At 37.9% G+C, this 22853-nt stretch carries 23 protein-coding genes and 1 pseudogene; 13 read left to right on the forward strand and 11 right to left on the reverse strand.

Translation table 11 applies throughout. From position 1 onward, the window contains the following. Nucleotides 1-46: 46 nt before the first annotated feature. The 4 genes from M3610_RS17465 to M3610_RS17480 all read right to left on the reverse strand — a co-directional run bounded on the left by M3610_RS17465 (nt 47) and on the right by M3610_RS17480 (nt 4754). Entirely contained in the window at nt 47-1393 is a 1347-nt protein-coding gene (locus M3610_RS17465; protein WP_098575867.1) for a GntP family permease, read from the reverse strand. A gap of 17 nt (nt 1394-1410) precedes the next feature. Next, on the reverse strand, nt 1411-2955 hold the full coding sequence (gene gntK / locus M3610_RS17470; protein WP_098575866.1) for a gluconokinase: 1545 nt from the start codon (nt 2953-2955) through the stop codon (nt 1411-1413). Next, nucleotides 2955-3680, reverse strand: a complete 726-nt coding sequence (locus M3610_RS17475) for a GntR family transcriptional regulator (RefSeq protein WP_098575865.1) — start codon at nt 3678-3680, stop codon at nt 2955-2957. The genes gntK and M3610_RS17475 overlap by 1 nt, the downstream gene beginning before the upstream one ends. 207 nt (nt 3681-3887) lie before the next feature. Continuing rightward, a complete protein-coding gene (locus M3610_RS17480; RefSeq protein WP_251461000.1) occupies nt 3888-4754 on the reverse strand; it encodes a hypothetical protein in 867 nt (288 codons plus the stop codon). Nucleotides 4755-5096: 342 nt separating this feature from the next. Between M3610_RS17480 and M3610_RS17485 the strand changes: the two genes are divergently transcribed. Next, a complete protein-coding gene (locus tag M3610_RS17485) occupies nt 5097-5387 on the forward strand; it encodes a hypothetical protein (RefSeq protein ID WP_251461001.1) in 291 nt (96 codons plus the stop codon). Nucleotides 5388-5418: 31 nt separating this feature from the next. Here M3610_RS17485 and M3610_RS17490 read toward each other — a convergent pair whose 3' ends face one another. Then, complete coding sequence (locus tag M3610_RS17490; protein WP_098575862.1) at nt 5419-5760, reverse strand: YqzG/YhdC family protein; 342 nt, start codon at nt 5758-5760, stop codon at nt 5419-5421. Nucleotides 5761-5914: 154 nt separating this feature from the next. Here M3610_RS17490 and M3610_RS17495 point away from each other — a divergent pair. From M3610_RS17495 to M3610_RS17505, 3 genes and pseudogenes are all read left to right on the forward strand, one after another. Next, a pseudogene (locus M3610_RS17495) lies at nt 5915-6391 on the forward strand (GNAT family N-acetyltransferase); the annotation flags it as partial. A 9-nt stretch (nt 6392-6400) separates the two neighbouring features. After that, entirely contained in the window at nt 6401-6973 is a 573-nt protein-coding gene (locus M3610_RS17500) for a GNAT family N-acetyltransferase (protein WP_098576153.1), read from the forward strand. A 115-nt stretch (nt 6974-7088) separates the two neighbouring features. After that, nucleotides 7089-8507, forward strand: a complete 1419-nt coding sequence (locus M3610_RS17505) for a tetratricopeptide repeat protein (protein WP_251461002.1) — start codon at nt 7089-7091, stop codon at nt 8505-8507. Nucleotides 8508-8600: 93 nt separating this feature from the next. Here the strand turns inward: M3610_RS17505 and M3610_RS17510 are convergent, their stop codons facing one another. Continuing rightward, on the reverse strand, nt 8601-8831 hold the full coding sequence (locus M3610_RS17510; protein WP_251461003.1) for a hypothetical protein: 231 nt from the start codon (nt 8829-8831) through the stop codon (nt 8601-8603). A 153-nt stretch (nt 8832-8984) separates the two neighbouring features. Here M3610_RS17510 and M3610_RS17515 point away from each other — a divergent pair, with 153 nt between their 5' ends. Then, nucleotides 8985-9440, forward strand: coding sequence for a DUF2269 family protein (locus M3610_RS17515; protein ID WP_098575860.1), 456 nt, complete (start codon nt 8985-8987; stop codon nt 9438-9440). A gap of 78 nt (nt 9441-9518) precedes the next feature. On the opposite strand, the gene M3610_RS17520 is transcribed toward M3610_RS17515, so the two are convergent. Continuing rightward, nucleotides 9519-10295, reverse strand: coding sequence for an alpha/beta hydrolase (locus M3610_RS17520; RefSeq protein ID WP_251461004.1), 777 nt, complete (start codon nt 10293-10295; stop codon nt 9519-9521). A 500-nt stretch (nt 10296-10795) separates the two neighbouring features. On the opposite strand from M3610_RS17520, the gene M3610_RS17525 reads away from it, so the two are divergent. Beyond that, nucleotides 10796-12040 (forward strand): MFS transporter, encoded by a 1245-nt coding sequence (locus tag M3610_RS17525; RefSeq protein WP_098575858.1) that lies wholly within the window; start codon nt 10796-10798, stop codon nt 12038-12040. Between the two features lie 77 nt (nt 12041-12117). Here the strand turns inward: M3610_RS17525 and M3610_RS17530 are convergent, their stop codons facing one another. Beyond that, a complete protein-coding gene (locus M3610_RS17530) occupies nt 12118-13629 on the reverse strand; it encodes an ATP-binding protein (protein ID WP_251461006.1) in 1512 nt (503 codons plus the stop codon). Nucleotides 13630-13864: 235 nt separating this feature from the next. On the opposite strand from M3610_RS17530, the gene M3610_RS17535 reads away from it, so the two are divergent. The 3 genes from M3610_RS17535 to M3610_RS17545 all read left to right on the forward strand — a co-directional run bounded on the left by M3610_RS17535 (nt 13865) and on the right by M3610_RS17545 (nt 17607). After that, a complete protein-coding gene (locus M3610_RS17535) occupies nt 13865-14869 on the forward strand; it encodes a DUF3231 family protein (RefSeq protein WP_251461008.1) in 1005 nt (334 codons plus the stop codon). 427 nt (nt 14870-15296) lie between these two features. Continuing rightward, complete coding sequence (locus M3610_RS17540) at nt 15297-16928, forward strand: M4 family metallopeptidase (protein ID WP_251461010.1); 1632 nt, start codon at nt 15297-15299, stop codon at nt 16926-16928. A 457-nt stretch (nt 16929-17385) separates the two neighbouring features. Then, the gene (locus M3610_RS17545) at nt 17386-17607 is read left to right on the forward strand and encodes a hypothetical protein (protein WP_098575855.1); all 222 of its coding nucleotides are present in this window, start codon (nt 17386-17388) and stop codon (nt 17605-17607) included. A gap of 57 nt (nt 17608-17664) precedes the next feature. Here the strand turns inward: M3610_RS17545 and M3610_RS17550 are convergent, their stop codons facing one another. After that, nucleotides 17665-18174: a DoxX family protein gene (locus tag M3610_RS17550; RefSeq protein WP_098575854.1), complete on the reverse strand. Its 510-nt coding sequence runs from the start codon at nt 18172-18174 to the stop codon at nt 17665-17667. 294 nt (nt 18175-18468) lie between these two features. Here M3610_RS17550 and M3610_RS17555 point away from each other — a divergent pair, with 294 nt between their 5' ends. From M3610_RS17555 to M3610_RS17565, 3 genes are all read left to right on the forward strand, one after another. After that, nucleotides 18469-19176 carry an MBL fold metallo-hydrolase gene (locus M3610_RS17555; RefSeq protein WP_098575853.1) on the forward strand — a complete coding sequence of 236 codons (708 nt, stop codon included), beginning with the start codon at nt 18469-18471 and terminating at the stop codon, nt 19174-19176. A 12-nt stretch (nt 19177-19188) separates the two neighbouring features. Beyond that, the gene (locus M3610_RS17560) at nt 19189-19764 is read left to right on the forward strand and encodes a TetR/AcrR family transcriptional regulator (RefSeq protein ID WP_098575852.1); all 576 of its coding nucleotides are present in this window, start codon (nt 19189-19191) and stop codon (nt 19762-19764) included. A 171-nt stretch (nt 19765-19935) separates the two neighbouring features. Then, a complete protein-coding gene (locus M3610_RS17565) occupies nt 19936-20541 on the forward strand; it encodes an exonuclease domain-containing protein (protein WP_251461012.1) in 606 nt (201 codons plus the stop codon). A gap of 102 nt (nt 20542-20643) precedes the next feature. On the opposite strand, the gene M3610_RS17570 is transcribed toward M3610_RS17565, so the two are convergent. Next, entirely contained in the window at nt 20644-21069 is a 426-nt protein-coding gene (locus tag M3610_RS17570; protein ID WP_098575850.1) for a VOC family protein, read from the reverse strand. Nucleotides 21070-21270: 201 nt separating this feature from the next. Continuing rightward, nucleotides 21271-21795 (reverse strand): DinB family protein, encoded by a 525-nt coding sequence (locus tag M3610_RS17575; protein ID WP_251461014.1) that lies wholly within the window; start codon nt 21793-21795, stop codon nt 21271-21273. A 248-nt stretch (nt 21796-22043) separates the two neighbouring features. Between M3610_RS17575 and M3610_RS17580 the strand changes: the two genes are divergently transcribed. After that, nucleotides 22044-22532, forward strand: a complete 489-nt coding sequence (locus M3610_RS17580) for a hypothetical protein (protein ID WP_142333035.1) — start codon at nt 22044-22046, stop codon at nt 22530-22532. Nucleotides 22533-22853 lie beyond the last annotated feature (321 nt).

The following is a 22853-nucleotide window of genomic DNA, read 5'->3' on the forward strand; positions in this document are numbered from 1 at the left end:
AACTGCCAATAGTGGGGAACATAAATCCCCCACTATTGGCTTTATCTTAAACAAATAAACTTAGTATTAAAATAAAACCTAAACCACAAACGGAGATGATTGTCTCAAGTAATGTCCAGGTTGCAAATGTTTCTTTCATGGTTAAACCAAAATACTCTTTAAACATCCAGAAACCGGCATCGTTAACGTGCGAGGCAATTAAACTACCCGCTCCAGTGGCTAGGACGACTAAGGCAAGGTTCACGTCTGTTTGACCTAACATTGGAATCACTAACCCAGCAGTGGTTAAAGCAGCAACTGTCGCAGATCCTAAGGCAATACGTAAAATAGCTGCGATGATCCATGCTAGAATAATTGGTGATAATGAAGTACCTTTAAATAATTCAGCTACATAGTCTCCTACATGACCATTAATTAATACTTGTTTGAAGGCACCGCCGCCACCGATAATTAATAGCATCATCCCAATATGTGAGATGGCTGTTGAACAAGAATCCATCACTGTTTTAATAGGAATATTTCTTGCTAACCCCATTGTATAAATAGCGAATAATAACGAGATCACCATGGCAGGCGATGCACCGCCGACAAAACGGATAATGGCAAGTAAAGTGTTATCTGCAAATCCCATTGTTTTTTGAAGCAAAGTAATAATTGTAGCGATCGACATTAGAATTACAGGAAGCATTGCAGTAAATACACTGATTCCAAATCCAGGGGTGTCTTCCATTTTGAATGTTTTTTGCTCACCTAAAGAGGCGATATCTCCAGTTCTCGTAAAGGATGCAGGAACCAATCTTTTCGCTATCTTTGTAAACAAAGGTCCAGCAATAAAGACAGTTGGAATGGAAATAATAAAGCCGTAAAGTAATACTTCCCCAATATCTGCACCATATTCACCTGCGATGGTTGTTGGTCCAGGATGTGGAGGTAAAAATCCGTGTGTTACAGATAAAGCTGCTGCCATTGGAATACCAAGAAATAGAATAGAAACCTTTAATTGTTTAGAAATCGCAAATACGATTGGAATTAATAAAACTAATCCTACTTCAAAGAATAAAGCAATTCCGATAATGAATGATGCGACCACTACAGCCCACTGAATATTCTTTTCACCAAATTTATTAACAAGAGTCATCGCAATCCGCTGCGCTCCTCCTGAATCTGCAACTAATTTACCAAGCATTGCACCAAGCCCGAAAATGAGTGCTATATGTCCAAGTGTCCCGCCTAGCCCGGCTTCAATTGTTGCGATGATTTCATCTAATTTCATTCCAAGTGCAATGGCCACACCGAATGAGACAATGATAAGTGAAACAAAGGTGTTTAATTTAAAGCCCATGATTAAAATCAGTAATGCTATGATCCCAATTGCAACTATAACTAATGGCATGAAAATTCCCCCAAAATTTATTTATTTCTATTAATTAATCCTCTTTGATAATTGGCAATCCGTGTATAATCTTCTTCTAAAACTCTCGATAAGTTTATAAAGATTGGCAGTAATTCTCTATACTCTCTTGCTGCCTCTTCTTTAGGCGTATGTTTGTGTGTACTTCCAACCATTTCAGAAACAACATCAAACGAATCGATTTTTCCCGTAGCATATAAACCTAAGATACAAGCACCCAGGCATGAACTTTCGTAGCTTTCTGGAACAACTACTTCGAGGTCGAAAATATCGGACATCATTTGACGCCAAACCTCTGACCTCGCAAATCCTCCTGTTGCTTGGATTCGTGTCACTGAACCTTCCATGCATTCAATTAATGCTAGAAATACTGTATATAAATTGTAAATAACTCCTTCCAGGGCAGCGCGAATCATATGTTCTTTCTTGTGCGCCATCGTTAAGCCGAAAAATGATCCGCGTACATCTGGATTCCATAATGGCGCCCGTTCACCCGCTAGATATGGATGAAATATCAATCCATCTGCTCCCGGCCGTACACCTTCTGCGATTTTTGTTAGTACTTCATATGGATCAATGCCTAATCTTTTGGCGGTTTCCACCTCGGAAGCGGCAAATTCATCCCGTACCCAGCGGAAAATCATCCCGCCATTGTTAACGGGCCCGCCAATTACCCAATGTTTTTCTGTTAATGCGTAGCAAAAAATGCGACCCTTCTCATCGGTATGCGGCTGATCAATAATAGTCCGAATTGCACCGCTTGTCCCTATAGTGACCGCAATCTCCCCTTTTCGAATCGCATTTACCCCAAGATTGGAAAGGACTCCATCACTGGCACCAATCACAAAAGGTGTTTGAGGATCTATCCCCATTTGGTGTGCTAATTCTGGGTCACAGTTGGTAAAAATCTCAGTTGTTGAGACAAGCCTAGATAACTGTTCACGTGAAATTCCAGCGATTTTTAATGCTTCCTGGTCCCAATCTAGTTTTTTGAGATCCATCATGCACATGGCTGAAGCAAGGGAATGATCGACAACGTATTGGTCAAAAAACTTTTTAAAGATATATTCCTTTATCCCGATATATTTTTTCGCTTTTTTAGCTATCTCTGGACGATCATTCACAATCCAAGTAATTTTGCTTAATGGCGACATCGGGTGAATCGGCGTTCCTGTCCGTTTGTAGACCTCATGTCCATTTAATTCCTCTTTTATTTTATGGCTCCAGGCCTCACTGCGATTATCTGCCCATGTGATGCACGGTGTCAGCGGTTGATCATTTTCATCCATAGCAATGAGACTATGCATGGCACTGCTAAAAGAAATAAACGAAATTTCTTTTTGTGGGTGATGCTTCATAATATTTGAAATCGCTTTTACTACAGCCGCAAAAATCTCTTCTGGGTCCTGCTCAGCTGTTGAAATATCAGGTGTATAGAGTGGGTAACCAATATTCTCTTGTTGGATGACTTCACCTTTTTCACTAAATAAAACGGCTTTTGTGCTAGTCGTGCCGATGTCTAACCCCAACATATAGTTTGTCATTATTCTTGCTCGACTCCTTTAGAAAGCATTTGTTGAGACCGCCACAGGTCTTCTACTTTTCCTTGAACATCATCGAAATTTTGATGTAAGGATAGAATCATGAGGTCTCTATTTTTTGCATCGATCGCATCAATATATAATTGATGATTTTCCACAATGCGCGGAAAGTCTTCGTATTTTTCCTTGAACCGGGACCGCATCGATAAAAGGATGAAAGCCTCCATTACTGGTTTGGCATTATTCCAGATCATCGTGATGTAAGAATGATTGATTGCCCGAATAATTGTTTCGTGGAATAGGAGATCTTGATAGGCAAACTCATCTGCATCGTGATATTTGATGGCTATTTTCATCATCTCGAGTATTTTACTCAGTTCCTTAACTAATGATGTAGTGTCTAATTTTACAAGACGTTCATATACAAACGATTCAATCAGTAATCGGACATCATAAATTTCAACTATTTCTTTGCTGGTTAAACCAATGACAACCGCACCCATTCGCTCTAACCGGATTAAATTTTCAGAAGCAAGGGTTTTTAATGCTTCGCGAATCGGTGATCGACTCACATTAAAATCAGCGGCTAACTTATTTTCTGATAGGATGGTGCCGCTTTCAATTAGACCAGAAATAATCTGCATCCTTAGCTCATATGTTACCCGATCTCCGACTGAAGCTTTCGTGAGCCATTTGGTCGGATATAATAAATCCTTTGATTCTATCATCGCTACACCTTCTTTATTGAATACGAGTACACTTGTATACAAGTATTATAGGCCGAATTTGAAAAAATGCAAGCGCTTTTTTTTTTTTTCGCTAATAAAAAGGGAGGAAGGTGTATTCATTATTCTTAACGAATTTAATAAAAATAATGTCAGCAAAAAGGAAGGATATGATGGGGAATCTAGCTATTCGGAGCAGGGGATTTGAGGCTATGAGGAACTGTAGCCAAAAGGTATCTTTGGCAATTGGGATAATCTTTTATCAATAATTTCTGTCAGCATGAGGAGCAGAATTGATAAACCTACATAATAGGGGATGTCCCACCAGACCAGGCTACGAAGAATTCCAGCATTAATAAGCATTAGATTCACTACATACATAAGGAAACCCGTGAAAATATATTTGATCCAATTCCTTTTTAAGCTAAGTTTCGTCAATAGACAATAATACAGACTGTCACATAAATAGAAAATGGCACCCAAGGCAATCGAGTCACGGCCAGGATTTTCGAACCAACCAGGGGAGTATATTCGATTCGAGAAAAAAATGATGGGCAATACATGTGCACTTGCAGAGAGTGAGCCAGTTATTAAATAAAGGATCCAATAATGTTGGAATCCTTTGGAAGGACGCAGAATCCAGTGATAATAAATCTTGGCCATAGCAAAATAGAATGGGAGCCCCAGTCCTGTATAGGCTAATCTCCACCAATTATGGGAGTAAATATGCAGCTTTAAAAACAACCACTCAATTCCTACAAATAATCCCGAGAAAAAAATAATCCATATCCAATTTAAATGAAAAACAGCAATTAAGGTGGCCACAACCGGTAAAGCAAAGGCATTTGAAACAAACGCGCCCAAATTGTTGTCATAGAATTCATTAGCCTTGATAAAATTCGGATTATAATTGTAACAGGCTAAGAAATTATAGATGACAGTCTCAATCAGAAAAGCCCCACCTATATTTGTTAATAATAAGTATAGTGATTGAGTGTTTCTTTTTTTGAATAGTATAAAACTAAATAAACTGATGCTTAGAACAAGTAAAGCATAATACCAATATGAGTTATGCATAACATTCACTCCGATTAACTGGTTAATTTAGTTTGTTCCTAAGAATTGGAATCTATGCAATTCTGCCAAAAAGCAAAGAACCACTAAGAGTTGAAGACTCTTAGTGGTTCTCTGTTTTTGATTCAATATTATTGATTAATCCGGTCAAACCCAACAACCGTCCAAATCCCTGTAGAATCTTGTCTTACAAGTCGTTTTAGGTACACCCGTCCAGCCATAAATTCTAAATGTAGGAAGGTGAGTTGAGCCATCTTCTCGAATTTTTATAAATGAATTTAAGGAGGTCATTTAAGCTGATTTTTAAATGAGGAGTTTTTGAAGATATAAAAGAGGTGAAGTGGATTGGAGCAATTGAAAGAAGGACTGGTTAGAAATGAATTTTCAAGCATTCCGTATTCATGGATTCATCATGAGAAACTGAATAAAAGTATTTACATCATGCTGCCGGGCCTTGGATATACGACCCAACGTCCACTTTTCCATTACACAACTGGTATGTGTTTGAATAACAATATAGATATTCTCCATGTTAATTACCAGTTTGCCAAGAATAAACATTTTACATCAGTTAGCCAGGAAGATCAGGAACGTTGGATGTATGAAGACGTACATCTGTTGTCGAAGAAATCTTAACATAATTTGATTCTCTTTTTTTGAAAAAGTACTATCTTGAGGTCTCCTGAAAAGTGATCTTGACGACTTTTTCCGTCGATTTATTAAATTCTATATTGACGAAGACACCGAATTCTTTATTCTTATCTTTTAACCAAAGCTTAAACTTTTCGGTGGAGGTTTGCGGTCCGCTTGTTCTTCCAATGTGAAGATAATCAATGATCTTGGCTTGCGGATACTTTTTATGGGTTTCCTTCAACGCCAATGTACCCCACTTTGCATATGGAGGAATCGGTTTTTGTTGCGCAGATCCTATATTTATGGCTGTCAGTGGACTTATACTTCCAGAGAAGCAGAGGATAGAAATAAATAAACCAATTAAAACTTTTTTCATGAGATAACCTTCTTTGTTTTTGCTCTTATCATTTCTTTTTAGATAATAACTTATGTAGAATTTTATTAAGCACTATTTGTTAAATTTCAACAGAAAAGTACTGAGCCAGGATGTGGTCGAGTTCTTGGCTGTTAGATTTGCGGAGGGGATTATTATGGAGTTTAAATTACTAACTGCTTCTGATGCAGAAAGCTATTGGGCGCTAAGGTTGGAAGCACTAAAGCAGAATCCGGAAGCGTTCTTAACGAGTTACGAAGATGCTTTAAAAAGAGAAAATCCGATTGACCAAGTTGTCCGTAATTTTAATGCTGAAGGGAATTATACATTTGGTGCATTTGAACAAAAGAGTCTAATTGGAGTTGTCACTTTATTACATGAGAATGCTGAAAAAATTCAGCATCGGGCCAATATTTTTGCGATGTATGTTACCCCTAAGAAGCAAGGTAGGGGTGTGGGGAAAGCATTAATGACTGAGGCCATAAATAAAGCCAAATCGATTCCAGCGATTGAAAAAATAAATTTATCTGTGATGGCAAGCAATGATAAAGCAAAACAACTTTATCGTAAATTAGGTTTTCAAGTATATGGATTCGAGGAAAATGCCTTCAAAGTTAATGGAATCGATTATAATGACGAACATATGGTATTGCATTTAAGAGCAAGAGAAGAAAAGTCTGTCTTTAAAGGTGAAAAAATCTATATTAGACCGTTCTCTAAAGAAGATGCCGTACCACTCCTTCAATTAAATAAAGATAATCGCCATTTTTTTGAAATGTTTTCAATGGAGCGAAGTGAAGATTTCTATACAGTCGAAACTCAACTGCAGCGAATTCAGGTTTATCAAGATGAAATCAGCCATGATCAAAGTTATATGTTCGGAATTTTTACAAATGAGGGCTGCTTAATTGGAACGATAAATTTATTTCACGTTCTTAGAGGCTCACTTCATAGTGCGTTTATCGGATATTTTTTAGATGAAAAGCATAATGGGAGAGGCTTTACAACAGAGGCGGTTAAGTTGATGGTGGATTATGCATTTAAGGAATTGAAATTACACAGGATAGAGGCCGGCGTCATGCCGCACAATATTGGTTCCATTCGTGTATTAGAGAAATCTGGTTTCCATAAAGAAGGATTAGCTGTGAAAAATGTGAAAATAAACGGAAAATGGGAAGATCATCAGGTATTGGCCATTATTAACCCGAATGATTAGGAGGCTAAAAAGGGAGGTCCCGGTTAAAGGACCTCTTTTTTTGTTTATGATATAATAAAGTCATGAAGGTAAAATGTTTTAATAGCTGTATATTACGATAGGGGGCAGATGCAGAATGGATAACAATCAAATAATGCCAACCGAAATTTCGATAAAAAATAAAAAACATATGGTAAAAGGAAATGTAATAAGGGCCGCCGTATATGCAAGGAGTAAGGTAATCCAACTTAGTACGGTAGATCAAGAAAGATATTATCTTATTTACTATAATAATGCCCTTATTTTTGGTGGAAAGCTCGACCAAGTCGAGAAAGGAACATTTATATATAAAGCGACTCAAGAAGGTATTACTATTGAATTTCCGCATCCAATCTTACGTGCATTAATCCCCGAAGGAACCGTAACTATTCCCAATAAAAGTAACCTTTTTTCTCGACTTCAACTCGATTACTCACCACAGGAAATGGTCTATATACTAACCACACTTGACTCTTTTTTCGAAAAAGAGCAACTAATCAAGGCTATTGATAAGGTTTTCTTCCACTTTAGAAGAAACGGTAAATTTCTAAAATCCTTTCAAATCCTTCAGATGTTAGCTGATTTCGCACCGAACTTCAAATCAGCACAAGAACGTTTGACCGCCCAAGAATTTAGTTCATACCACCATTTTTACCATTCCTCAAGTTTACCTGCAATCCTATCCAAGGACCCCCTATATGTAGAATTGAATTGCTTCAAAAATCGAACCAATCCAGAAGAACAAAAATGTTTAGAAGAAATAGTGAATAAACAAGACGGTTTAGTTGAGTTATTGCTATGGTTAGAAAATACCGAGAAACTTATAGGGACTAAATCGATCGAGAAGTATACAGGCAGAGCCTTACGCTTTATGACGATGGAAGAATGGATGCTGATTTTGGCACAACTGAATATCAATCCCTTTCGAGTGCTGCCTGATTCAGAATCTGTCATCAACAAAATGCTTCAAGCTGGTAATTATGAGAAAACTGCCCTATGCTTATTCAGATTTATCAATGACCTGCCAGCCTCCTTCAATGCCAATCTCCTAATAATTTGGGATCATTCTGACTCGACATTTGTCATAGAACATTTTGATGAATTTATTAAATTGTTGCAGCACTTGCCACATTCAGAAAAAACTAGGCGCTTTGAACAAAAGGTGTTCCAATGTGCTGAATTCCTCCTTAAAGAGCATGACCTTAAAACCGTGTATGAACAACTCAGCCCTATACAAATGGTAATCCCGGGACTGGAAGTGATGAAAAAGATAAGTGAAATGGTTGGATTATTAGAGAATCCTGATCGGATGATGGAATTAGGTGATTATTATGCGGAGTTCAAACAATTTGATCAAGCGATCGATTGTTTCTTTTGGGAAATGGAACTCGATCCGCAAAATCCTGCTCCTGTTCGGAAAATCAGTAAGATGTATCAATCAAAAGGGATGATTCAAGAAGCAGCCGCCTATCAAAAGGTACTTACTCAATTAACAAGTAATCAAGAAACTGGATGATGTCCTATCTCATCAAAACTGGGTGCACAAGAAAAGGTCATCAGAGAGATTTCTGATGGCCTTACGTGTTTGTTATACTTTTTCATCAATAAACTAAATTCTATTCTTCACATCTGCTCTAATTGATTCGATGATATTCTCGGATAAATTAGCCGGCAATGACACTCCGTTCTTAAAGACCCAAGCATTCACAACTTCAAGGTCTCCTTTTCTAAAAGTAATACTATAATCTTGCTCCTGGTAGGTAAAATCAGCGGTTACTTCTTCTTGATCGTATGCCTCTTCATCAACAATCATATTAAAAATTTCATAAGGTTGTTTCACAGAAAAGCTCCTTTATATATTCTTTTTGTAAATAGGGTTAACTTTAAAAATTTGTTTATTCAAAAGGAGCCACAAAAACTACTATATTTCACTTTAATATATTAATTAAGAATATGATAAAATGGGGATGGAGTGAATGGAGGTTGGCAGCAATTGATTACTATCTATAAAATCCTTGTTTTCATACATATTTTTTCAGCCATCCTAGGGATGGGGCCGGGATTCATATTAACAACCGTGGTTAAATCTGGAAAAAACATGACCGAATTAAGACATTCCTATAAGATTAGACATAAGTTGCACATTTTTGTCATGATTGGCGGCACGCTTTTATTAATTACAGGGTTAAGTATGGGGCTCCTTAACCCAAGCCTATTTAAGATGGGTTGGTATGTAACCAGTCTGATTCTTTTTTTGGCGGCCCTTGCCATTGGTCCGCTTGTCCTATCACCTAGGTCAAAACCAGTAAAAGCACTTTTAGAATCTCATAAAGGCGAAGAAATCCCAGCGGAATATTGGCGTTTATCAAAAATACTCTTCCAATTTGAAAACCTGGAAAATATCATCTTTTTAATCATCATCAGCTTGATGATCTTAAAACCATTCTAATTGGGTTATATTGGGTGTCAGGCACTATGTGAATTTTTCACATGGTGCCTGACACCCTTCTTTTCGTACTTCTTCGTATTAATCTGAAAATATGTAGGAGAGTACGGCCGGAATTCTTTTTCTAAAGAATGGATAAGCATGTTCCGCATCCTCGACAAGCTGAAAGTGAAAATCGTGTATTTTTTCATTCAATATTTCGTATACACGATTGGTAAGGTCAAGGAAAACTTGATTCATTTCTTCATCTGCACCAACTTCTCTTGTGCCAAAATCCATATAAAACTTTTCGATTTTAGATAAGTCTGATGTTCTTAACAGGTTTTCAATTTCCTCTTGATTTCGATAAAATCCAGGTGATAAAGCTGCGATTCTTTTAAAAATATGCGGATAACGGCAGGCTGCATAGGTGGAGATTAATCCACCCAATGATATTCCAGCCATCGATGTATGATTTTGAATGGTACGGTACTTCTCATCAATTAACGGTTTCAGCTCGTTCACAATAAAATCAATATATTCTTCACCGCGGCCGCCAGATGGACTGGCGTATCCTAAGATTTGTTTGCTTACCTCTCCATGACCCCATGGACAGTATTCATTGACTCGTTCCTCCCCCTCAGGATTTAGATCAATCGCAACGACAATGATCTCAAGCCCATGCTTATCCAAGTAATCTTTCATTCCTAAAGATACCCCTTTGATGGCCCCTTCATCTTCAAAAACATTTTGTCCGTCATGCATATATAAGACTGGGAATCTTTTATTTTCCTCTCTGTAACTACTAGGCAGGTATACTCTAATCAGTCGTTCTTGTTTAAAAGAGCTCATATAAACAGGGAATTTTTCTAACACCATAGCCGCCTACTTTCATTTTTTTTCTATTTAAAATTTACCATAATTTTCATTGGATTCGTTGAACTATATTCGAAACTGCGACAAAGTATGATTAAGAAGGAGTTAGATATAATCAAATAACAAGACTTGAAGACTAAAAGGTATCTATAGGTATATTAATTTTATTGATCCTATTAGTTTAGAATATCTTGGATTTACCTAAACTAATAAGGGGTTCAGGTGATTTTCATTGGTATACACCGTTTGACAAACTTCGCTATTGATTCTTCGAGTTGAATCGAGTAGTATGGAGAATACGATAATTGAAAGGGTGACCATAAGGCCAATGATTCACTAAACCTATTAAAAGAAAAAAATTCGGATAATTAAACGAACATATTTCTGGATAGGGTTAGTGCGGGCTTTTATAGACAAAAGGGAGTAAAAGGTACTTGGTGTACTGTGCCCTTTTGCTACATAAGTACCTCCTGTCCAGATAATTGGATGAGGAGGTTTTTTTTATGGAAGAAACAAAATCAAACATTACCATGGGGGACTTATTTAGGAATCGTGTCATACGCACAATCTTGCTCTCTACGTTATTCTTGCAAATCGGTATTTGGGTACGTAACTACTCCATTTTATTATTTGTGATTGAGAAAACAAATGAAGATCCCGTTGCAGTCTCACTGATTTCAGTTGCAGAATTCGCACCAATCTTTCTTTTTTCCTTTATTGGAGGGACTTTTGCTGATAGGTGGCGGCCGAGACGGACGATGATTTGGTGCGATTTCCTCAGTGCGGTGTCTATCTTTATTGTTTTGTTAACACTGGTATTTGGGGGCTGGAAGGTCATTTTCTTTGCAACTCTCGTGTCATCGATCCTTTCACAGTTTTCACAGCCTTCTGGAATGAAACTTTTTAAGCTTCATGTAAAAGAAGAACTAATTCAAATGGGGATGTCGATGTACCAAACGGTGTTTGCGCTCTTTATGATTTTAGGTCCGATTATTGGAACTTTTGTGTATCAGCATTACGGTATAAATGCAGCGATTGCGATTATGGGGATTGCCTTTATGCTTTCGGCAGCGACTCTATTTATGCTTCCACCTGACAGAGAAATTGAGGAAGGCCCTGTTAAAACGACACTTATGGACGAAATGAAGGCAGGATTCCGTTATGTTTGGAACAGTCGAGCGCTGACCTTGCTAGGTGGCTGTTTTGCGGCAGCAGGTCTAGGGCTGGGACTGACGCAGCCACTATCTGTTTTCCTTATTACAGAAAGACTTGGTTTACCAAAAGAGGATCTGCAATGGTTGATGGCAGCTTTTGGAGCGGGGATGATTTTAGGTGGTGGACTCACGATGGGGTTAGCCAAAAAGACTCCTCCACAAATCTTGCTTGCCATTGGAATGAGCGCTTCGGCACTAGGATTTTTCGCGATGGGGCTATCAGAACAATTGTGGCTGACATTGACCGCGCAATTCATTAGCGGTTTGTTTATGCCTTGTATTCACATTGGGATTAATACAATGATATTGAAAAACACAGAAGAAGCTTTTATCGGTCGAGTCAATGGCATATTAAACCCTATGTTTATGGGGACAATGGTTATTACCATGACAGCGAGCGGATGGCTGAAGAAAACCACTTCTTTGGTAACCATGTACGAATTATCGGCCCTGCTATTTATCGTGGGGGTAATTATTCTCATTCCACTCTTCAAGAATTCCGTTAATCTTTTAAACAAGAGTGAGGAAGTATAAAAGAATGCACATGGTGCCTGACACCCATTTTGTTTATTTTTAAAGCTGCCCTGTTTTCGAGGGCAGCTTTTTTACGCCTATTGGTTGAATACCAATGGGAGTGTAATGATGACTTGTGTTCCTTCATTTGGAATACTGTGGATTAAAATCTTCCCGCCATAGGAGTCGATAATCCGTTTGCAAACAGTTAATCCTAAGCCAGATCCATCTTTCTTGAGTGTAAAGAATGGGTTAAATGCTTGGTTGATTTGATCTTGCTGCATTCCCACTCCGTTATCGGTGACGGTAATTAAACAGTGTTCTGCCTGTTTCTCAAGAATGATAGAAAGTTTTCCTCCAAAAGGCATGGCTTGCAACGAGTTCTTTGTTAAATTAAGAATGACTTGCTTTAACTGATCTTTGACACAAGAAACGGGTAGATTTTCTTTAGAGTAATTAATGATTAACTCCACATTCATAAAATTAGCTTCGGATTGAATGATCGGCTCGATTTCTGTCAGAATGGTATTAACATTATCAATTTTAAGCGAATGAGCAGTGGGTTTTCCTAGTACAAGCAATTCACTAACAATACCATTGATTCGATCGATTTCTGTTTGAATTACTTTGAAATAGGATTGGGCTTTCTGATCGTGATATTCCTCGCTTAAAAGTTTTATTAATCCTTTTATTCCGGTTAATGGATTCCGGATTTCATGAGCTGTACTTGCGGCAAGTTTCCCGATTAATTCTAGTTTATGATGTTCCGTTTGCGCATTTTCCCTTTGTACTTTCTTTTTCAAAAGAAAGTATTGAGCCCATAAAAAGACGATATTGGAAATGGTTAAAAAAATCATCAAATATTTAACAAACGATTTCCAAAAAGCTAGTTCATTTTCCGATTGGACAAAGACGGATATTTTCCAATTAACATTGGCTATTTTCATACTGGATTTTACCGAGTCCTTTTCAGGTAGGGAACCCGCTTTAAATAAAATCTTGTTTGAATCATCGGTGATAATGACCATTTCGCCATTAACCAGGTTTTTAATGGCTGCTTCAATTTTATCTGTACGTAAACTGGCAACAAGCACACCCTGCACTTTTCCATGATCGACAATCGGAGTAGCAATTGTGATGATTTGCCTGCCTGTAACCCGGCCAATATGTACGTCCGAAAAACTTGTTTTCTCTGTCTGGATGGCATGTTGAAAATAAGGTTGATCGTTTACATTCACATTTTCAGAATTTGTATTCGTACTAATTAATAAGTCACCTTGGCTATTTGTCCAAAAGAAACCAGATAGACGAGGATCCTTCCCTTTTGTTTCTCGAAGCACTGTTTCCAAATTAGATAGGTTGGTGTTCTGATACTTAAGTGAAGTTGCGAGCATTTCTAATCGGCCAACCGTTTCGTTAAATAAATTTTCTATATTCATTGTGTGAAAGGTGGCATATCGTGCGGCTTTATTTTTATTTTGTGCTTCCAAAATTTTTACTTGGTGTTGGGCTAACACCGAACTAGCGGCTAAAGCGGGAATCAAAGTGAGAAGTAGATAAAGTAGAAATTTATTTTTTAGAATTGACGATAGAACGCGAATGAAAACCAAGTGTAATCTACTCCTCAATGTTGTATAGGATTATTCTACTATTTTTTTTAGCACTCGAAAATACATTTTGCTGTTTATTATTGGTAATAGTATTTCCTTATTATTTTGTAACAAATTCTAGTTAAAATTTATTGGGAAAAGTTTTGTGTATATATAATAAATGATCTCCTTTGGTGGATTCTAATAACAAATAGATTATGATAGGCGAATTCATATTATGAAAAAGAGGTACCATATGGAGGATAAAATAAAGCTCCACTTAACAGCAGCTGAAATGTCTACGTTATGGACTCAATATTTGAGTGACACTCTAGCTGTTTGTGTGAGCAGCCATTACTTAGAGAAAGTGGAAGATGAAGAGGTGCGTCCGGTTATTGAATTTACTTTGGACGTAGCTAAAGGCAATGTTTCAATTGTGGAGGAACTGTTTAAAAAGGAGGGTTTCCCTGTTCCGTTGGGCTTTACAGATAAAGATGTAAAACCCAATGCCCCTAAACTATTTTCTGACACTTTTGTTTTAATGTTTTATCGTAACATGTCGATACTTGCCATGGCCGCAAGCAGTGCTGCACTGGGATTGGTAACACGTCCAGATTTGGTTGATTTTTTTAAACGTGTATTAAAAACTGCTGTTGATCTGCAGGATTTGACCAGGGATCTTATGTTGAATCAAGGTACTTATATTAAACCGCCTTATATCTCCATACCAGATAAAGTGGATTTTGTAAAAAGAGATCATTTTTTGGCTGGCTTTTTCGGTCATAGGAGACCGATTACTTCTATAGAAATTACACATGTATTCTTAAATATTCAAACCAATATGATTGGTAAGGCATTAATAATAGGGTACGCTCAGACCGCACAGGATAAAGAGGTAAAGCAATTTCTTCAAAAAGGAATTCAACTGGCACAGCAACACGCAGATTTATTTAGTGATATATTAAAAAAGGAAGATCTTCCTGCTCCAATGAGCTGGGATTCAGCTGTTTCCGATTCCACTAAAACCGTTTTTTCTGATAAACTTATCATGTTTAATGTATCAACGATGATTGCTGCAGGAATCGGTAATTATGGAATGGCGATGGCAGCAAGTCCAAGAAGGGATATCGGTCTGAAGTATGCAGCTTTAATTCCAGAAATATCACTCTATGCGGAAGCAGGAGCGAAAATTATGATCAAAAACGGATGGATGGAGGAACCTCCTCAAGCTGATGATCGTGATGTTTTAATAAAAAATTAGGGTGAATTAGTTTAAAATTCTATATTAACTTTTTGGTTAAAACGTAACCGTCGTTGTTTCAATGGCGGTTATTTCTTGTCCTTGTCACCATGTAAAGACAACCACTGATACTATCAGGTTAATAATCTAAAAAATTATAACTTTTATTCGAGCACAAGTTGAAATAAAGTAATCTTTAAGCACTAAATAAAAAGATACAAAAAATAAAATAAAAGTTTAGACCCCCGAAAAAATAAATAATAAAATTTTCCCAACGCTTTTGAGAACCTAGCGTTGGGATTTTTAATAGAATAGTTTATTTTTCGTTAGTACTTTCGTTAGTGCCTGACACCATGTCCCCTACTTTTTCCCAATTATCCTAATAGATTCACCGTGTTATGATTATTTTGAAAATTCTATACAAAGAGAAATTAGGAGGCGGTTGGCGATGAAAAAGAGAACATCACTAGTATTAGCATTGGGATTAACAGTGGGGTCTGTGCTGCCAATAACGGCTGCAGCAAAAACTGAACTGTATAATGTTACGGTACAGAAAGATGCAATGCAGTTTGGTCAGGATGCAAAGGTTCATTGGAAACAAGGTCAAAAGGTACCATCCTTTGTTCATGGAAAGTTATCTACCAAAGCCTATAAAGATAAAGATGCCATTAAGCAATTTTTAAAAGAAAATAAAGAGCTATATCAATTAGATACAGCTAAAGATTTAACTTTACTAGATGTTCAGACGGACGAACTTGGCAGCAAGCACTATTATTTTGTTCAATCGGTTCAGGGGATTCCGGTGGATGGAGCACAGTTTAAGGTCCATACCGATAAAAATGGAATTGTTACGGCAGTGAATGGAGATGTATTTCCAGAAGCATCTTCCTATTTCAAGGGCGCATTAAAAGCTCAGCTATCGAAGGATGCTGCTCTCGATAAGTCTTGGAAATCTATTACAGTAACAAAAGCAGAAACCCTAACCAATGCCGAGGCTGGTCCTACCGGTAAAAAGGTAGAGGATACCGTTGAAAAGGCTGAATTAGTAGTTTATAAGAATGGAGATCAATTTAATCTGGCTTACAAAACAAATCTCCAATTTATTCAGCCATACCCTGCTAATTGGGTTGTTTATGTGGATGCTGTCAACGGGAATATCTTAAAGTCCTATAATGCGGTGGCTGATGGAACAGGAGTAGGTGTCCTTGGGGATACGAAAACAATAAACACCTACTACTCAAGCGGAACTTACTATTTATATGATATTACTAAGCCGATGACGGGTGTCATTGAAACAAGAACGGCAGCAAATCAATCCCGATTACCTGGTAATTATACAGTGGATGCTGATAATAATTTCAACGCTACCGGACAGCGAGCCGATGTAGATGCACACTACTATGCCGGTGTTGTTTATGATTATTATAAGAATACATTTAATAGAAATAGTTTTGATAATAATGGAGCCACTCTTCGCTCCACTGTCCACTATGGTAGAAATTACAACAACGCCTTCTGGAATGGATCACAAATGGTTTATGGAGATGGAGATGGAAAAACCTTCCGTTCACTGTCAGGTGCTCTTGATGTTGTAGCCCATGAATTAACCCATGCTGTTACGGAAAGAACAGCTGGGTTACAGTACCAATATCAATCGGGGGCCTTAAATGAGTCCATTTCTGACACATTCGGAGTGTTTCTTGATAAAGGTGATTATTTAATGGGGGAAGATGTTTACACACCGAATATAGCTGGTGATGCACTTCGCAGCCTGTCCAATCCTAAACTTTATGGACAGCCAGATAATATGAGCGGATACGTAAATACAATGTCTGATAATGGAGGCGTTCACACAAACAGCGGTATTCCGAATAAAGCAGCCTATTTAACGATTTCAAGTCTAGGGACAGCTGTGGCTGAAAAAATCTACTATCGTGCACTTACAGTTTATTTGACTCCAACAAGTAATTTTAGTGGGGCACGTGCAGCGCTCCTTGCTGCAGCAGCTGACCTTTATGGATCAAGCAGCACACAATACAATGCCGTTAAATCCGCTTGGACACAAGTAGGAGTAAACTAAGAAAAGAAAGAGGTCAGCCATCATAAAAGGGGATGGCTGACTTTTTCTTTGAGCAAAAAAAAGGATTGGTGTCAGGCACCAATCCAATAATGGGAAGTTTTAAGAAATGAGTTCTTCAAACCATTTCCGTATTAACTTGAGTTAATCATATGAAAAACTTATGTAGAATTTAGGTGGAACTTGTGTGGAAGTTGTGAAGATTTTATATGTGCAATGTAGTTAAGATGGCATATACTTATAAAAATTTGAAATCTAAATTTCTCCCCATATTTTTACTCGATACTATTAAACTAGCGAATATTTATAAAAATTGCGCTGTTTGTTGGTGGATAAATTTTTTTCTTACAGGGTGTTGTTATTCCCTTTTTTGCAATATAATAAAAGTAAGGCGTTCACAAATTTGTCAAAATACATTTATCGAATTTACATACAAAATAATTTTTCAGGGGGAAGACATATGATTAGGGCGGCTATTGCTGGTGTAGTGGGTTTTGTGCTTATTTTTATCGAATCGATGATTGTCATGAATCTCAAAGGCCTTGAAACCATTGAGTTTGGCGGCATAGCTCCATTCATAAATGTCTGGGCTATGAATTTCTTTTTCGTCTTTGCTATTCTTACACAAGTAACCAATTGGTACGTGAACAAGGAAAGTTTAGAAGAGGATAATAGCTATTAATAATAAAGCGACGCAATCTGGCATAATGCCCAAGATTGGCGTCGCTTTTTGTTTGGTTTAAACGTTGTGTTTTACGGATTTATTACCTCCAATAGCTGTTTTACGAATGAATGGGATTACCCAACGATCAAGACCGATGCGGCCGGCATTATAACCAGCGAATAGAATAATTGCTCCAATGAAAAGGTCAGTTGGAATATGAGATACAGTTCCTGCTAAGAAGAAAGAGAAATTCATCACAAGACCAAAGAACATTGCAGCAGTTGTTAAGCATCCAAGAATTAGTCCAAGTCCAACTAAAAACTCGCCAAGTGGAACGATTGTGTTAAAAATATCAACGTTTGGTAATGCAAAGTGTTGTAAGAAATCAACATACCAGCCATAAACTACGCTGCCGTCAGGTCCTTTTACGGGATTAGCGATGGCTCCTTTTAAGAATCCAGAGGCATCGAAGCCACCTGCTAATTTGTGGTACCCTGCTGTTAACCAAGAATAACCGATATATAGGCGGAGGACTGTTAAAATTCCTGCGGCAACTTTGTTTTCTCTTAACCAATTTACTACCATGTGAAACACTCCTTGTTTATAAAGTTTGTTAATTGTTTTCTACATTGTTACTATAACAAACTTATTTCGAAATTAGGGTAAAATGTTCACTATTTCACATATTCGTAAAAAAGTTTTGAACAAGTTTTGAACGAACAATCCTTTTTCATGGAGTGCTTCGTTAGTATTTTTTGGTATAGGAGATGAATATAGCTTTAAAGTAAGAGTTGAAATTTTTACCAAAAAAGGTCTTGATAAAACTAATGGTATTAGTTATTATAAAACTAACGATATTAGTTAAAGGGGATATGCCAGATGAGGATGATTAAAAATGGATATTTATATCAAGTCACTTTCATGGCAAGAGTTTTTCCAGTCAACTGCTATTTGGTGGAGGAAGAGGATGGGTTAACGTTAATTGATGCGGCACTAGGTTTTTGCACGAAGGGAATTATGAAGGCCGCGGAATCGATTGGAAAGCCAATTACCAAAATAGTGCTGACACATGCTCATGAAGATCATGTCGGTGCGCTGGATTCAATAAAAGAAATGCTGCCCGCAGTACCGGTGTATATTTCGGTTCGCGACAATAGGCTAATGAACGGTGATCGTTCGCTTGACCCTCATGAGGCGCAAACCGCAATTAAAGGCGGTGTACCGAAAAAATTAAAAACGAGAGCTAGTATTTTATTGAAGGAAGGCGACTTGATTGGTTCGTTAACCGCGATTGAAACGCCAGGACATACACCCGGCTCGATGTCATTCTTAGATTTACGTACAAAGGCGTTGATTGCTGGGGATGCCTTGCAGACACGAGGTGGAATGGCGGTAGCAGGGGATATAGTCCCATGGTTTCCATTCCCAGCCTTTGGTACTTGGAGTAAAGAAACAGCCATGACTAGCGCACGGAAATTAGTGGGTTACCAACCAGAGTTACTTGCGGTCGGCCATGGGGAGATGGTGATGAATCCTAGGAAAGAAATGGAACAGGCAATCAAACATCTTGAACGAAAAATTGGATAGGGAGTCATGACAATGTCACCAAGACCAAAAATCGGTCTCGAATTATCTTTTATTATTGAAGCGGCAGGAGAACTTGCCGACCAGCAGGGGATCCAGGAAGTTACCTTAGCAAACCTTGCGAAGAAACTAGGTATCCGCTCGCCTTCTTTATATAACCATTTCGACGGACTTCCAGGATTACGAAAGAAATTGGCGATCTATGGAATCAATATGCTTTATAAAGTGGTGGCAGATGCAGCAATTGGGGTGTCAGGCACCGAAGCTGTCCTCGCGGTAAGTCAGGCTTATGTAGATTTTGCCCGTAGGCATCCAGGAATTTATGAGGCTACCTTACTTGCACCGAATCCGGAAGATGTGGATGTGCAGCAAGCAGGGGCGAAAATCGTTGACCTTTCTGTTCGGATTTTGCAGGCATATCATTTAGAAGGGGAGCGTGCCCTGCATGCTGTGAGGGGCTTGCGCAGTATTTTACATGGATTTTCATCCTTAGAGCAAAAGGGCGGGTTCAAGATGTCGTTGGATTTGAACGAAAGTCTAATGATTATTATCAAGGCATTTCTTGCGGGGATGGAAGAGGGAATTAATTAATGTCGATAGGAAGGTTCATTGTGCCCAAAGACATAGAAAATACCTGTCGTGGGCACTCTGGAGCGCCTCTTCCCTTGAGTATACTCATGAAGGTACATTTTGGAGATAGCAGTTCTCCATTGACCTTTGGTATAATGGGTTAAAGTTTAGTATTAAGGGATGATCATGTAAATGAGATCAGAAAAATTGGGATTAGTATTAGATGTTGAGACTACCGGTTTAGGGCCAACCAAAGATGAAGTAATCGAACTTGCCTTAAAGTTATTTTCTTATCGAGCCGACACTGGCGAGGTAATCGATATTATCGAAGAAGATTCCTTTTTACGTGAGCCGCTCTCCCGTACAGCAAGGAATAATTATGACTCAGCGTACCGAGTTCATGGAATCCCATATGAAATGGTTCAAGGGAAAAGCTTTTATGATGTAAAAATAAAAACATACTTCCATCGTGCCGATTCCGTGTTTGCTCATAATGCCTCCTTCGATCGAAGCTTTCTTTATCATATGTATCCAGAAGTTAACGATCTGAAATGGTACTGTACAATGAGAAATATCCCTTGGAAAAATTACGGATTTCCCAATGGGAAATTACTCACGCTATTACAAGCACACAACATTACAGATTACCAAACACATAGAGCACTAGATGATATTACATACTTGTTGGAGCTGCTTAAGAAAACAAGTCCGAATGGAAACTATTATCTTCAAGAAGTGCTAGAAAAGTCCCCAATGAGAAAATATCAGCCAGCCGTTTCGCGATCGAAAATGGGTTAAAAAAACTAATCACGCTTGATTAGTTTTTTTGTTAGAATGGCAAAAAAACCCGGTCACATCTTGGACCGGGTTCATCTTAATACAACTTGTGTATGTATGAATTTATTGTCTGCCCTCAGTGAAGATTTGGAAGGTTACACCAAATTTATCGATTACACTGCCATATGCCGGGCTGAAAAAAGTTTCTTGAAGAGGCATGGTTACTTGGCCGCCTTGTTGCAGGGCTTCAAAGAATTTATGCGCTTGGTCTGCATCGTTCGTTGAAATACAGATGGTCACTTGATTACCGCTTTGATGTGGTTGGCCAGGGAAAGTGTCGGAAAACATTAATTCTGTTTCGCCCACTTTAATCGTCGCATGACTTATACGGTCTTTCGCTTCAGCTGGTAGTGGAAAATCAGGATTTTCTGGCATCTCTCCGAAAGATTGTGAAAAAAGAACTTGTGCATCTAAAGCGTTTTCATAGAATTGTATGGCTTCCTTCGCATTTCCATCCATCACAAAATAGGGAATCAAACGTAATGTCATAATTAACCTCTCCTCAGTTAAAAAATTATTTTTTCGAGAACCTCTATCCGATAATAGCTGTTGTGGACATTTTGATTTAAGAGTTCCACTTCTTATTATTACCGATAATTCTATTATAAAACGGAGAACTTATGTTCGCAACAATAAAATTAGCGAAAATTGAGTCCGCAGGATAAATTTTCCCACGGACTCGATATTGGTCTATTTTAATAAAGGCAGGTATCGGTCACTAATAATATTCAAATGATGGAGAGCGTGGCCTGCGATAATGTAGGCGATGGCACGGGCAGTGACTTCTGTGTTATTGGCAAATCCAATATTTGTCCAGGCCTCTTCCGGCATATTTTGAATTAAAGTAAGGGTAGCTTTTCTAGTGGCAATAAAGTCTTCGAGAATACTTTTTATGGGTAATTTATGAATTTGCGAGCCTTGAACATAATCATTCTCATCAAAACCTGCCAAAGAAGTCTGGTCACCACGTCCAACGCGGAGAAGCCGATAACTCATAATTCTTTCTGTATCCGCCATATGGCACAGTACTTCTTTGATGCTCCATTTATTTTCAGCATAACGAAAGTGGCCAACCCCCTCCGATAGTGACTCGAAAAGTTCGATTGTTTTGACCAAATGCTCCTTCAAAAGTGATAATAGATCACCATCAGGAACTAGAGTTACATACGGTTTATAATATTCTGGGTACTCATTTACTAGTGGGCGTTGTAACATTTCAATTTCTCCCTCCTAATTCTAATGACAAAATTGAATTTTCGGATAATCATCCTACATAATTTTACCATAAATCGTAAATAGTGCGTTAAATCTAAATAGGTGTACGGACAGTTTACTTGCTTTTTATACAAAAAAATAGCTACTATATGAAATTCCAATTTAAAGAAAAAAATATTTTTATAAAATCATAAATAGTTTTTTCCAAATTTGTGCATTCTAAAAAGAAAAAGGATTGGCACACATAGATGAGAAAAAATAAAATGATTTTACTCGTTATCATGATCCTGCCTTGGTTATCGATGCCGTTCATGGGGAAACGAACAATCAAGCGTTTATTTCCAGGGGCTATATTTATGTTCATCTGGGTAGCAGTTGAAAGTATCCTCGCCAAAAAAAGAATGTGGTGGCGGATTTATGAAAGGATAAATCCTAGGGTAATTGGCGAATTGCCATTCATGCTGGGGCCATTTTTTGTCGGTTCATTATGGATTTTAAAATGGACTTTTGGTAATTTTATTCGATACCTATTTTTAAATTTAATTTTTGATACTCTTTTTGCTTATCCAGGGATGTACATTTTAAAAAGACTAGGAATTGCCTCTCTTATAAGACTAAGACCCTACCAAATGGTACTTTTGTTTATGAGTAAATCAGTGCTCATGTACGGACTTCAGAGCACAGTGACTAGATTGCGTAAAAAACCTAAATCTCTTCTTCAAAGAATATTCTCATAGGAGACACCATGGGAAACAGTGGGTAGATGCTGTTTTCATATGGTGTTTCCTTTTCTCGTTATGCTATATCTTTTTAATTGAATCATAGCAAAGGGGAAAATTCTGACCGATTATAAACAAAAGTGGACCTCAGTAGAAGCGATGTTATCGGCCCGCCAAACCGAAAAATGTTACAATTAGAATAAATTATTATCGGTAGTGTCAAAACTTCTATGAAAAAGTGACCTGAAGTTTTTTTCTTCTCTCTTTTTTGTAGTGGAGGTACCCGCAATCGCTCTTGACAAACACACCAATGGTTTGAGGTTCCTTTAACAAGGGCGA

The organism is Neobacillus sp. MER 74 (assembly GCF_023714155.1).

Bases quoted from the DNA above. Each gene is read 5' to 3' on its own strand.
- M3610_RS17465 (WP_098575867.1), bottom strand. From the start codon at position 1,393: ATGCCATTAGTTATAGTTGCAATTGGGATCATAGCATTACTGATTTTA.
- gntK (WP_098575866.1), bottom strand. From the start codon at position 2,955: ATGACAAACTATATGTTGGGGTTAGACATCGGCACGACTAGCACAAAA.
- M3610_RS17475 (WP_098575865.1), bottom strand. From the start codon at position 3,680: ATGATAGAATCAAAGGATTTATTATATCCGACCAAATGGCTCACGAAA.
- M3610_RS17480 (WP_251461000.1), bottom strand. From the start codon at position 4,754: ATGCATAACTCATATTGGTATTATGCTTTACTTGTTCTAAGCATCAGT.
- M3610_RS17490 (WP_098575862.1), bottom strand. From the start codon at position 5,760: ATGAAAAAAGTTTTAATTGGTTTATTTATTTCTATCCTCTGCTTCTCT.
- M3610_RS17500 (WP_098576153.1), top strand. From the start codon at position 6,401: ATGGTATTGCATTTAAGAGCAAGAGAAGAAAAGTCTGTCTTTAAAGGT.
- M3610_RS17505 (WP_251461002.1), top strand. From the start codon at position 7,089: ATGGATAACAATCAAATAATGCCAACCGAAATTTCGATAAAAAATAAA.
- M3610_RS17520 (WP_251461004.1), bottom strand. From the start codon at position 10,295: ATGGTGTTAGAAAAATTCCCTGTTTATATGAGCTCTTTTAAACAAGAA.
- M3610_RS17525 (WP_098575858.1), top strand. From the start codon at position 10,796: ATGGAAGAAACAAAATCAAACATTACCATGGGGGACTTATTTAGGAAT.
- M3610_RS17535 (WP_251461008.1), top strand. From the start codon at position 13,865: ATGGAGGATAAAATAAAGCTCCACTTAACAGCAGCTGAAATGTCTACG.
- M3610_RS17540 (WP_251461010.1), top strand. From the start codon at position 15,297: ATGAAAAAGAGAACATCACTAGTATTAGCATTGGGATTAACAGTGGGG.
- M3610_RS17545 (WP_098575855.1), top strand. From the start codon at position 17,386: ATGATTAGGGCGGCTATTGCTGGTGTAGTGGGTTTTGTGCTTATTTTT.
- M3610_RS17550 (WP_098575854.1), bottom strand. From the start codon at position 18,174: ATGGTAGTAAATTGGTTAAGAGAAAACAAAGTTGCCGCAGGAATTTTA.
- M3610_RS17555 (WP_098575853.1), top strand. From the start codon at position 18,469: ATGAGGATGATTAAAAATGGATATTTATATCAAGTCACTTTCATGGCA.
- M3610_RS17560 (WP_098575852.1), top strand. From the start codon at position 19,189: ATGTCACCAAGACCAAAAATCGGTCTCGAATTATCTTTTATTATTGAA.
- M3610_RS17565 (WP_251461012.1), top strand. From the start codon at position 19,936: ATGAGATCAGAAAAATTGGGATTAGTATTAGATGTTGAGACTACCGGT.
- M3610_RS17570 (WP_098575850.1), bottom strand. From the start codon at position 21,069: ATGACATTACGTTTGATTCCCTATTTTGTGATGGATGGAAATGCGAAG.
- M3610_RS17575 (WP_251461014.1), bottom strand. From the start codon at position 21,795: ATGTTACAACGCCCACTAGTAAATGAGTACCCAGAATATTATAAACCG.
- M3610_RS17580 (WP_142333035.1), top strand. From the start codon at position 22,044: ATGAGAAAAAATAAAATGATTTTACTCGTTATCATGATCCTGCCTTGG.